The sequence below is a fragment of the Frigoribacterium sp. Leaf172 genome (genome assembly GCF_001424285.1).
Classification (GTDB): Bacteria; Actinomycetota; Actinomycetes; order Actinomycetales; family Microbacteriaceae; genus Frigoribacterium.
Genome location: NZ_LMPB01000001.1, coordinates 715017 through 727198, shown reverse-complemented (window position 1 = coordinate 727198; position 12182 = coordinate 715017). Strand labels below are relative to the sequence as shown.

Annotated in this window: 6 protein-coding genes; 3 read left to right on the top strand and 3 right to left on the bottom strand. The window is 74.4% G+C overall.

The features are described from left to right. Nucleotides 1-3: 3 nt before the first annotated feature. Complete coding sequence (locus ASF89_RS03515) at nt 4-186, bottom strand: PspC domain-containing protein (RefSeq protein WP_055800183.1); 183 nt, start codon at nt 184-186, stop codon at nt 4-6. A 189-nt stretch (nt 187-375) separates the two neighbouring features. Here ASF89_RS03515 and ASF89_RS03510 point away from each other — a divergent pair, with 189 nt between their 5' ends. Then, nucleotides 376-2421, top strand: a complete 2046-nt coding sequence (locus ASF89_RS03510; RefSeq protein WP_055812116.1) for a serine/threonine-protein kinase — start codon at nt 376-378, stop codon at nt 2419-2421. Between the two features lie 143 nt (nt 2422-2564). On the opposite strand, the gene ASF89_RS03505 is transcribed toward ASF89_RS03510, so the two are convergent. Further along, nucleotides 2565-6899, bottom strand: a complete 4335-nt coding sequence (locus ASF89_RS03505) for an FtsK/SpoIIIE domain-containing protein (protein ID WP_055812113.1) — start codon at nt 6897-6899, stop codon at nt 2565-2567. Between the two features lie 108 nt (nt 6900-7007). Continuing rightward, complete coding sequence (locus ASF89_RS03500; RefSeq protein WP_055812110.1) at nt 7008-8489, bottom strand: hypothetical protein; 1482 nt, start codon at nt 8487-8489, stop codon at nt 7008-7010. A gap of 987 nt (nt 8490-9476) precedes the next feature. On the opposite strand from ASF89_RS03500, the gene ASF89_RS16275 reads away from it, so the two are divergent. Both ASF89_RS16275 and ASF89_RS03490 read left to right on the top strand, forming a co-directional pair. Continuing rightward, the gene (locus tag ASF89_RS16275) at nt 9477-9917 is read left to right on the top strand and encodes a glycine zipper domain-containing protein (RefSeq protein ID WP_369814534.1); all 441 of its coding nucleotides are present in this window, start codon (nt 9477-9479) and stop codon (nt 9915-9917) included. Between the two features lie 1869 nt (nt 9918-11786). Next, the gene (locus tag ASF89_RS03490) at nt 11787-12068 is read left to right on the top strand and encodes a hypothetical protein (protein ID WP_055800168.1); all 282 of its coding nucleotides are present in this window, start codon (nt 11787-11789) and stop codon (nt 12066-12068) included. Nucleotides 12069-12182 lie beyond the last annotated feature (114 nt).

Here is a 12182-nt window from a genome sequence, read left to right as displayed (position 1 = left end):
GTCCTACCGCTCTTTGGGGAAGACGACCCACAGCACGATGTACACGAGCACCTGCGGCCCGGGCAGCACGATCGACAGCACGAAGAGCAGTCGCACCAGGAACGCGCTGATGCCGAATCGGTTGGCGAGAGCGGCGCAGACGCCGGCGATGACCTTGCCGCGACGGGGACGAGTGAGGGTAGCCATGACCCGAGCATGGCAGCGACCCCCGACAGCCGTCCACCGTGGCGCGGGCCACGCGCGATGCGACCCGGCCGACCGAGCCGTCACCCCTCCGACGAGGGGCGTCGATCGGCGTCGGACCGCCGATGCGGTCAGTACGATGAGAGATGGGACGACCTGGCGCGGGGTCCGCTCGTCCCCGAGGGGGAGTCAGTGGCGCAGTCGAGGTCAGGGGAGGCTCTCGGGGCGTCCTACCGACTCGTCGAGCTGATCGGCACGGGGGCCGTCGGCGAGGTCTGGCGCGTCTCGGTCGGAGGCGACTCCGGCGAGACGGGGGTCGCGGCGGCCAAGCTCCTCAAGCCGGAGCACGCCGACGACGCCGGGCTGGTCGAGAGGTTCGTCCGCGAGCGCTCGGTGCTGCTGTCGCTGCGCCACCCGAGCATCGTGCGCGTGCAGGACCTCGTGGTCGAGGGCGACCGTCTCGCGATCGTGATGGACCTCGTGCCCGGCGGGTCGGTGCGCGATCTGCTCGCCGAGACCGGCCCCCTGCCCGCTCACGACGCCCTCACGCTCGTCGCCGAGGTCTTCGACGCGCTGGCCGCCGCCCACGCCCGCCAGGTCACGCACCGCGACGTGAAGCCCGACAACGTGCTGCTGGCCGAACCGTGGAGCCCGGGGCTGACCGGCGCCGTGCGGGTGAGCGACTTCGGCATCGCCTCCGTCGTCGACGAGAAGATGCGGCAGACCACCGGGCTGCTCGGCACCCCGCAGTACATGTCGCCCGAGCTGATCAGCCAGGGCCGCTCGGGGGCGGCGGGCGACGTCTACGCCACGGGCGTCATGCTCTACGAGCTGCTCGCGGGGCGCACGCCGTTCGCCGGTCCGGGAACCGACTTCACCGTGGCCTACCGGCACGTGACGTCGACTCCCCCGCGACTCGATGTGCCCGCCGACCTCTGGGCCGCTCTCGAGACGGTGCTGTCGAAGGACCCGGCGGCGCGTCCGTCGGCCGCCGACGCCGCGAGCGCGATGCGGCGACTCGCGGCGACCCACGCCGACCTGCCGGCCCTCCGACCCGCCGTCGCGCCCGAGGGCTTCGCCGACGTCGAGCGACCCGCGACGATCGTCCGAGGCGCGGCGGCCGGTGCCGTCTCGCCCGCCACCATCCCCGGAGGCGCGGGTCGGGCCGACGGCGCCGCCTCCGATCGCGACGGGACCGGCTCCGACCCGGCCACCGCCGCCGCGGCCGGACCGCGACCCGAGCTGGGCGAGGGCGGCTCGGCGACGATCGTGCGGCCGATGCCCCGCCGCACCGCGCCTCCCACCCGGCCCGTCGAGGACGAGAGGCCGCGGAGCCGCCGCCCCGAGTGGCTGACGAACAAGGCGCTGGCCTTCGCCGGCCTCGGCGTCGTCCTGATCGCGGCGCTCGTGGTCGGACTCGTCGTGCTGCTGCCCGGAGGCTCGACGGAGGACGAGGCGCCGACGTCGCCCGACGCCGCGACGGCGAGCCAGCGCGACCCGGCCCTGCCGACCGGGCTGTCGATCGTCCGCGACGCGAGCTACGACCCCGACGCGGGCACCGTCTCGCTGACCATCGCGTACGCCGCGCAGAGCGCCCCGCTGACCGGCGCGCTGCTCGAGGTGCTGCCCGCGCCCGGCGACGCCGACGGCTGCCCTCCCGTCACCTGGACCGGCGCGACCGGCAGCCGCAACCAGCCGTCCGTGACCGGCGTCACCGCCGACTGCGGCTGGACCCTCACCGGCGTCGAGGTGCCCGCGGGCGGTCAGATCGAGGTCGGCGCGACGATGCCGGCCTCGTTCGCCGACGCGACGGCGCTGGACGCCTGGCTCGACGAGGCGGCGGCCGCGACGACCGAGGCGACCACGGACGAGACCGTGACCGGGTCCGCGTATCCGGCGCAGCGCCTCCTCGGGGTGCAGGTCGTGACCCCGTCGCGCACCGTCAGCCAGACGCCGCTCGCCGTCACGCTCGTGCCGGTCTGGGCCGACGGACCGGACGAGCTCAACCCGCTCTACTCGAGCCCGAGCACGGGGTCGCCGTCGCAGATGCTCGTCGACGTCGCGGGCGGCGAGGCGGGCGTCCGCTTCGCCGACGGCTGCGGCGGGGCGCTGGCCGTGTCGTCGGACGGGCTCGTCGTCACGGCGCTGTCGGTCGCTCCGACGTGCGTGCTGCGGGCCACCGTCGGGAACTTCACGAACCTCGAGAGCTCGCCCTTCAGCATCACGACGCGCGACTGACGGGGTCGGCCACGGACGGTGGGCGGAAAGCGCCCTCCGCGGGGCCCGGAAGGGCGTCTTCTGACCACCGTGCACGACGCGCGGCGCAGCCCGGCAGCGCGGGCGCGGGCACGAGCGCGGGCTCGGCACCGGGGAGGCGCGGGTCAGGCCGTGCGGGCCGGCTCCGCGACGCTCGGGCTCATGGCCTGCACGAGCCGCACCGCGCCTCCGGCACCGGCGTAGCCGCGTCCCTGGGTCAGCGCGACCGGCGAGCGGCGCGGGAGGGTCACGCCGAGCAGCTCGCCGTCGTAGTCGACGTCGGGCTGGAGCAGCACGCCGCACCGGGACTTGCGGACGGTCTTCGTCCAGTGGCCGTAGAGGCTCCGCAGGTCGACCGAGCGCCCTGCGGCGATGACGCAGAGCCCGGGCCGGTTCGACGCGAGCAGGTTCGCGATCGACTGGTCGGTGTCGTCGAAGCGCTCGGCGTCGTCGATCAGCAGCACGACCGGCCCGCGTTCGAGGCGGAGGGCCGCGAGCAGCGCCGGCACCTCGTCGGCTCCGACGGCGACGCGGTCGAGCGGCGCGTGCGCGAGCGGCGAGCGGCGGTCGCCGATGCCCCAGACGACGGGCCGCGTCGAGCCCGAGACCCCGCGGATCGACTCGGCGATCGCCAGCAGCAGGGTCGACTTGCCCGACCGCGCCGGCCCGGCGACGAGCACGTGCTCGCCCTCGTAGACCTCGAGCACGGCGGGGCTGAGGTCGTCTTCGCCGATGCCGACGGGCAGACGCCACGGCTCGCCGTCGAAGGTGGGGGCGAGTCCGAGCTCGTCGACGCGGACGTCGTCGGGCAGCTGACCGATCGCGTTGGCCTTCGGGGCGACGCCGTGCCAGATCGACGCGACGTGCGCGACGGCGCCGACGAGCGACCCGGCGGGGGTCGCGACGTGCATCTGCAGCCGGTTCGTCACGTCGACGAGACGGCCGGGGACGGGCGCGGGGATGCTCTTGCCCTTCACCCCGAGCGAGGCGTAGTCGTACGGGTCGGCGAGGCGGAAGAGCCACTTCTGCGTCGTGACCTCGTCCATCGCCGACGGAACGGCCTTGGCGCGGGTGGTGGACACGGCGAACGAGAGCCCAAGCGCCGGTCCGTCGGCGTAGACGCGGTAGAGGAGGTCGAGCAGCTGCTGCCCCTCGTAGTCCTGCAGCTCGTCGCGGAGGGCCGCGAGGCCGTCCAGCAGCACGACGGCGCGACGGCGGCCGACGGGATCGGCGCGGCGGGCCTCGAGCTCGGTGCGCAGGTGCCGCAGGAACCTCGCCTGCTGCTCCTTCGCCCCGGCGCCCGGTCCGACGTAGGCCACGGTGTGCGGCAGATCCGCCAGGGGCGCGAGGTCGCGGGAGCCGAGGTCGAGCACGTACAGGTCGAGGTCCGCGGGGGCGGTGTCGCGGGCCAGCGTGAGGGCGAGCGTCGCCAGGGTCGTGCTCGTACCGCTGCCGGGGATCCCCATGACGAGCAGGTTGCCCTGCGCCATGTCCCAGCCGGCGGGGCTCTGCCGCTGCAGATCCGGCTCGTCGGCCAACGCCACCACGACGCGGTCGCCCTGCACTCCGCCGACCTCCGGCGCGGTCGCGGTCGCCGCATCGCCGTCGCCGGCCGAGCCCGCCGAGCCGTCGCCGACGCTCGCCGTCGGGAACCCGGCCAGCGCGACCGACTCGCCCAGCGCCTCCGGCCAGACCTGCCGAGGAGGCGCGAAGCCGGCCTCCGCATCGGCCGCGACGATCGCGTCGATCAGCTCATCGAGGTCGGTGCTGTCCTTCGCCGAGGCGCGCGGCGGGGCCGGACGGGGCGCCGGGACGCCGAACTGCCCGATGTCGCGCACGCTGACGGCCTCGGCGGCCGCCTCGAGGGCCCGCCCGGTGACGAGCGCGGTCTGCACGGGGGTGATGTCGTCCTGACCGAGCTTCACGTACGCGCGGCCCGTCTGGGCGCGCGAGATGCCGGCGGCCGCGGGCACGCCGATCACGTTGCTTGAGTCCTCGCGGCTCTGCACGCGCAGCGCCACCCGCAGGTTCGTGTTGGCTAGGATGTCGTCGTTCACGACGCCGGCGGGACGCTGCGTCGCGAGGATCATGTGGACCCCCAGGGTCCGCCCCACGGCGGCGACGCTGACGAGCGAGCTGAGCACGTCGGGGAAGTCCTTCGCGAGCATCGCGAACTCGTCGACGACCAGCAGGAGGCGCGGCATCGGCTCCGCGGGGGAGGTCGCGAGATAGGCCTCGAGGTTGTCGATGTCGTCGCCCGCCTCGGCGAAGACGCGCTGCCGACGCTGCATCTCGGCCTCGAGCGAGCGGAGGGCGCGGTCGGCGAGCTGCTCGTCGAGGTTGCTGATCGTGCCGATGGTGTGCGGCAGTCGCTCACAGGCCGCGAAGGCCGCGCCGCCCTTGAAGTCGATCAGGATGAAGTTCAGGCGGGTCGGGTCGTTGCGGGCGGCGAGGCCGGCGACGAGCGAGCGGAGGAACTCGCTCTTGCCCGACCCGGTGGTGCCGCCCACGAGGCCGTGCGGGCCGTCGGCGACGAGGTCGAGGGTGAGCACGCCCGACTCCGACGAGCCGATGGGGGTCGAGACGCCCGTGCGCGCCCGCCACATCGACTGGACGGACTCGGCGTCGAGGCGCGGCACGCCGAAGAGCTCGGGCAGACGCACGAGCGAGGGCAGCGACGCCCCGGGCACGATCAGCTCGGGGTCGTCGAAGTGGGCGAGGTGCCGCGCGCACTCCTCGGCGGTGGCGACGTCGACGCCGGCGAGCACGACGTCGTCGACCCGGGTGCGGTCCTCCGGGCGGTGCACGGTCGCGGCGGCGTCCTCGCCGACCACGACGACGGTGGTGCACGAGGCGGGGAGCTGCTCCTCCGACGTCGCGATGACGATGCCGCTGACGCGGACGCTCCGCTCGTTCGGACGCAGCGTCACGCCGGGCACCGAGCGTCCATGGCCGAGGATCGCGCGGGCGGGCGCGTCACGGCCCTCGGTCAGCACCTCGGAGTCGAGCACGACGAGCAGGGCCGGGGTGGGCATCTCGTCCACCGTCTCGCGGAGGCCGCGCAGCATCGACACGCTCGCCTCGCGACGGGCCGACATCCAGCGGTCGCCGGTGCTGCTGCCGACCTGACGGGTGTGCGGCAGCCACGACGCCCACTCCCAGTCCGCGTCGCGACCCGGGTCGCAGAACGTGCCGATGGTCAGGTCGGCGGGGCCGCAGTGGACCGCCGCCTGGGCGAGCAGGCTGCGCGCGAGCGCGAGGGCGCCGGCGCGGTCTCCGACGATCCCGACGACGCCGGCGTCGGTCAGGTCGACCACGACGGGCGCCGAGGCGAGCCGCCCGGCGGCCAGCGCCTCCTTGACCCGGTCGTCGCGACGCGTCGAGCCGCGGTCGTCGAGCTCGGGGCGCCAGGGCACGTCGCCGATGCCGGCGTGCAGCGCCAGGAAGTCGTCGGCGCCGACCCGTCGCTGCCAGAGCAGAGTGGTCGGCAGCTCCGGACGACGCAGCACCGTCGCGGGGTCGGGGACGAGATCGAAGCGGCGCCGCGCCTCCTCGGCCGCCGCCTCGGCGATCTCGGCGGAGAAGTCGTCGACGGCCTTGTCGAAGCGCTCCTCCTCTTCGCGGAGGTTCTTCGTGCGACGGTGCTTCTGCTCGAGCCACATGCCGATCGCGGTGACGGGGCTGAGCAGCGCGAAGAGCGCGAACCGGGCGTCGCCGAGCAGCGCCACCATCGCGCCGGCCAGCAGCAGGGGCGCGAGCACGGTGATGTAGCTGAACTTCGAGGCCGGCGGCACCTCCTTGCGCTCGGGCGGCTGCACGGGCTCGCCGTCGTCGGTGCGGCCCGGCCGGGGCGGACGGTTGAAGGGAGCCGTGGAGGCGGGGGTCAGGTTGTGCAGCGACCCGGGCGCCGGCACGGTGACCTCGGCCAGGGCGGGGCGGACGAGCAGCACCGCACCGCCGACGATGGCGGTCGTCGCCTCGGTGATCTCGACGCCCTCGGCGTCGACCCGCTCGCCGCCGATCAGGGTGCCGTTGGTCGACCCGGCGTCGCGGATGCGCACGCCGTCGCCGTCGAGCTCGATCGTGCAGTGCTCCCACGAGGCGCTGGCGGTCGGCAGCACGAGATCGGCCTGCGGGGCGCGACCGACGACGAGCGGGCGGCTGCGCGGCACCTCGACGACCTGACCCGCGGCGAGACCGCCGGCGAGGGTGACGCTCCAGCCGGACAGCTGGCGACGACGCGTGCCCGGGGTGCGCGCGATGCGCGACCCCTCGAGCAGCACGAGGTCGTCGAGGGGCGTGTCGAGGGGCACGGCGGCCTCGTCGACGAAGAGGTCGGTGTCGGTGGCCCGCGGGTCTCCCCCGGCCGCCGCGACGAGCTCGCCGAGCGTGGCCGAGCCCTGCCAGCGGTCGACGTCGATGCTCCGTCGGTCGCCGTCGAGATCGATCAGGACGCGCATGGGGGCTCCTCGGTCGGAGGTGGGGTGGGTCGCGGTGGTGCCGTGTTGCGGGTGGTGCGGTGGTGCTGTGCTGCGGTGGTGCTGCCGTGCGGGCGGGCGGGGTGCGGGTCAGCCGGCGGCGGGGGTCGTGGCCGGGCCGGCGAACCAGATCAGGCTCGTCGAGCCGTCGTCGGCCGTCGGGCGCAGACCGAGGTCCTGCGACGACGCGTTGAGCACCGTCACCTCGCCGCCGAGGGCCTGGGCCGACGAGAAGTCGAGCTCGGGGCCGGCGATGCCGTCGGAGGCCCCGAGGGCGAGGTCGCCGAGGGCGTCGCCTACGGCGCCGGGCTCGATCGACCCGGAGGCCTCGACGGCTCGGACGAGCGCGACGACGGCGTCGTGGCTGCGGGCGTCGGCGGCTCCGGCGACCGCCGTGAAGGGCTGATCGTCGGTCAGGTTCACCGCGTCGGGGTCCTGGGCGAGGACACGGACCCCGCCGAGGAACGCCGACACCGAGCGCCCGGCGGCGTCGCCCCGGAGGGCGGTCGCGTCGCCGGTCTCGGGGCCGACCGTGACGAGCGAGCCCGACAGGCTCGCGCCGTCCGCCGTCAGACCCGACGAGAACGCCGGGCTCGTGGCGTCGGCGGTCAGCACGACGGGGACGGCCAGGTCAGCCGTCTGCAGGCGTGCGACGACGTCGGCCAGGCGGGCGGCGGAACCGCTCACGAGGACGGCGTCGGACGGGTCGGCGACCGGGTCCTCCTCCTGGGAGGCGGTGGCCGAGACGTCGTCGCCGGTCTCGGTCGCGGGCGGGGTCGAGCCGGTCAGGCGGGCGACCTCGCGGGCGAGGCCGTCGTCACCGGCCGCCGAGGTGGCGGCGAGGGTGCGACCGATCTCGACGCCGACGGGCGCTCCGCCTCCGGCGTCGACCAGGAGCGTCCGGGTGGCGCCGGCGAGGGCCTCGGTGAGCGCCGCGCCGGTCGAGGCGGTGTCGGGGGCGGTCGACCAGACGGAGCCCTCGGCGCCGTCGGGCACCGGGGCGTACGGCAGGACGACGGGGAGACCGGCGTCGGCCGCGGCGCTCAGGGCGCCGACGATGTGCGGGCCGGAGCTCGCGACGACGATGCCGGCGACGCCCCGCTCGACGAGGGCGGCGACGGCGTCGGCCGCACCCGCCTCGGTGCCGCCGTCGTTCTCGGTGGCGAGGGCGATGTCGGCCCCGCCGAGCTCGAGACGGCGCTCGGCGACGAGCGCGCCCTGGGCCGCGCCGTTCCAGTCGGCGCCCTCGGCTCCGGGGCCGAGGGTGACGATGACGCCGACCGTGGTGCCCTCAGGCAGATCGCCGGCGGGCAGGGCGACGGGGAGCGTCGCGGCGACCGGAGCTCCGGCCGGCTCATCGTCGGGCTGCACGACGATCACGGTGACGACGATGGCCGCGGCGACGACGAGCGCGCCCGCCACGATCGCGATGGTGCGACCGCGCCGGGGGCGTCGGGGTCGGGTCGCGGTCGCGTCGCCGGACTCGTCCGAGGGGCCGACGGCGCCGGGCGTCGTGGCTCCGGTCGATTCGGCCGGGGTCGCCTCGCTGTGTCGCGGGGTCGCGTCGCTCATCGCGTGCCGCCGATCGTGAAGGCGTACAGGGTGGTCGACGTCGCGCCGGACGGCACGTCGAGGTGGAACGCCGGCAGCGCCGTCGCCGCCTCGAGCGAGGCCGTGAACTGCGCCTGGCGCAGCATGATTCCGGCGATGTCCTCGGCCCGCACGTTGGCGTAGCCGGAGGCGTTCTGCGTCGCCAGCGCGAGCTGGAAGTCGGCGGTGTCGGCCTTGGCGGCGCTGGTGGCCATGGCACCGAGGATCCCCGAGCCCTCGACCTCGCGGTCGCCGAGGTCGAGCATCACCTTGGCGAGATCGCCGGCGAGCAGCGTCGAGGCGCCCTCGACGTCGCGCGTCGAGTTCGCCGTGCTCTGCGAGATGCGCTCGAGGGTCGACGCCGTCTGCTCGTCGATCGCTGCGGCCAGACCCGAGGTCTGCTCGTCGAGGTCGGCGCGCTGCCCCTCGATGGTCTCCTTCGCGTCGCCGACGACGACGTCGGACGTCGTCGAGAGACCGACGATCGAGCGGTCGAACGCGTCGATCACGGTCTGGCGGGTCGCGGCGCCCTGCTCGGCGACGACCCGCACCTGCGAGCCGATGAGCCCCTGGATCTCGGTCGACGCGTCGATCGACGCGTCGGCGAAGGCCTCCTCGACCTGGTCGGCCAGGGCGTCCTGCTGATCCTTCAGCGACGAGAGGCGCTCGGTGACCGTGGCGTTCTGCCCCTGCGCGACGGCGACGCGCTCCTGCAGAGCCGCGACGGCCGAGTCGATCCCGCCGTCGCCGGCCTGGATCGTCCGCTCGAGCCGGTCGATGGCCTCGTCGAGGTTGTCCGTCGTCGTCTGGAAGGTCGCGATGGTGTCGCCGACGCCGCCGGGCAGTCGATCACGGTCGACGTCCGTGGCGCTGATGAGCGCCTCCCACTCGGAGGCCTGGTTCGCGAGTCGCTCGCTCATCGGGAACTCGTAGGGGAACGGCGGGCGCAGGGCCTGCGCGCCCGCGTCGATGCGACTCGCGGCGCCGACCGAGGCCGGGGCCGTCGTCGGGTCGGTCGTCGGGTCGGAGGTCGGGTCGGTCGTCGGCTCCGGGGTCGGTCCGGCCGTGGGCGCAGTCGTCGGCGCAGTGGTGGGCTGGCTCGTCGGCGGCACGGTCGGCTCGGGGGTCGGCGTCGCGGTGGGGGTCGGCGTCGGCTGCTCGCCGTCGCCGTCGCCACCGCCGTCATCGCCGCCGTCGTCGTCGGGCACGTCGCAGGGCACGTCGGTGAGGAACGACCTCAGCCGTTCGACCTCGTCGCGCGAGAGCCCGTCGGTGAACCGGGTCTCGATCTTCTGGCACAGCTCGAAGGCCAGACGGGCGTTCTGCCCCTGCATCGTCTCCGAGAAGAACGGGTTCACGGACGAGGGCTCGGGCACGTTGCCGATGCGGTCGCGGGCACGCTGGGCCTGATCGTGCAGGCCGTCGACCTGGTCGCGGAGGGTGGGCACGCCGACCGACACCGACTCGGCCGTCGAGCGGAGCGACTCGAGGGCCTGAGCGACCTCGTCGGACGAGGCGTCCTCGGCGAGGGCGTCGACCTGCTCGTCGAGCTGAGCCAGCTCGGCGGTCAGCGAGTCGTTGCTCTCGATGGCCTGCTGCGCCAGCTCGGGCTGCAGCTCGTCGGCGAGGGCGGCACCGTCGGTGACGAGTCCGATCAGGGCTGCCGTGACGGTGAGCGACGAGGCGAACAGGGCGCAGGTCAGCGACGGGGCCGTGGCGCAGCTCTCGGCGTCGGGGGCCGTCGGGCCGACGGTGCGCTGCAGCTCGGCGGCGACCTGGTCGCGGCAGCCGGCGGTCGACTGGGCGTACCCGTCGAGCTGGGCGGAGACCTGCAGCAGGCTGCCGTAGACGCTGGTGGTCTGGCCGGGCTCGGCGACGATCGCGGCGCAGCCCTCGCCGTCGATGGTGACGGTGGGCTTGCCCGCGTCGGTGTCGCCGAGCAGCGAGTCGACGCTCGCGACTGTCTGCTGGAGCTGGCTCAGCACGGTCGACTCGGTACCGGTGACCGTCGCGGTGAGGTCCGAGTCGAGCGAGGTGAGCTGGCTGTTCAGGCCGGTCATGGTCGCGGCGAGCGACGAGCTGCTGTCTTTCAGCTGCTCGGCCGTGCGGACGCCGAGGGTCTCGGAGGTGCTCTCGAGGTTGGTGCGCACCTCGGTGATCGTCTCGCCGGCGCGGCTCAGCACGGTGTTGACGTCGCCGACGAGGTCGATGGTGCGCTGCTGCAGCGCCAGCTCGGAGGTCGTCGACGAGTCGAAGGCCGAGCCGAGCACGCCGTCGACGGTGAGGTCGGTCGAGATGCCGGGCTGCGCCGCCAGCTCGATCGTGGGGGTCGCGAAGTCGGTCACGTCGGCGACGAGGTGCAGGGTCGTGCTGGCGCCGGAGCGCGGCGGGGCGAGGAGGGCGGCCCACTGCACGACGGCGTCCCCGTCCTTCGTGGTGCTCACGATGCCGTCGGTGCCGGCGCTCGAGTCGCCGCCGGTGGAGTCGGCGATGATCTGGCTGGGCGAGACGCCGGTCAGCACGGTCGACGCGGCGAGGCTGATCGGGGCGCCGACGAGCGCGGCGTCGGTGCGTGAGGTGCCCGCGACGTCGTAGCTGAGGTCTCGAGGGGCGACGGTGAGGTTCTCGACGGTGAGCTCGATCTCGACCCGGCCGTCGTAGCCGTCGAGGTCGGCCAGGTCGGTGCCCGTGCCGTCCGCGGTGCGGTACTGCGTGCTGATGCGCAGCGGCAGGTCGCCTGCGACGTCGGCGGGCACGTGCTCGGCGGTGGCCGACGAGGAGGTGCGGGTCGTGTCGTCGACCGAGATGGCCGTGCTCGAGACGGCCGTGATCGACCCGTCGGAGGCCAGCGTGGTGTCGACGGTCTGCAGGACCTTCGAGGGGTTCTCGACCACGGTCGGCTCGGACGTGCAGGCCGTCGCGAGCAGCGCGACGACCCCCGCCATGGCGACGACACCGAGAGCGCGCCCCCCTCGTCGTGATCGCAAAGCTGTGCCGTGTGTCGTTTCGCCCCGGGTCATGAAGACCGTTCCCCCTAGAAAGTGCCGTACCTCCTCAGCATGATAGGGGCACACCGGACGGCGGCGATGACCCCCAACAGGGTCCCCGACGACCGGACGACAGACGGATCGGTGCTCCCCGGGGCCCACGGCCCCCGAATGGGGACCGACAGATCGGTGGAGACGGGTGCATCCTGGTCGCGACGGGATAGTCTCGTCATGTTCGAGCCCCGGGGGCGTCTCGCACGGGGGCTACATCCAGATGAAGGGGACATCACTCATGTCACGCGTACTTTCCACCGAGCAGGCCAAGACGGCCATCCGCCAGGTCCAGTCGATCGTCAACGGCGGTTTCACCGACCAGATCTCGCAGCTCGACGCTCAGGGCCGCATCCTGTCCGACCCCAACGTCTGGGACGGCCCTCTGGCCGCGACCTTCCGCGGGTCGACCTGGCCCGAGACCAAGGCCGCCCTCGACAAGGCCAAGACCGAGCTCGAGCAGCTCCGCACGCAGCTCGACAAGATCTCGCAGGACATCTTCTCCGCCGGCGGCGGCGCGTAGCAGCACCCGAACGCCCCCGCCTCCTCGATCACGGGGCGGCGGGGGCGTTCGCGTCGGGCGACGGTCACTCGTCGCCCGGGGGGCCGTCGTGCGGCTGAACCGCGCGGGGCGACG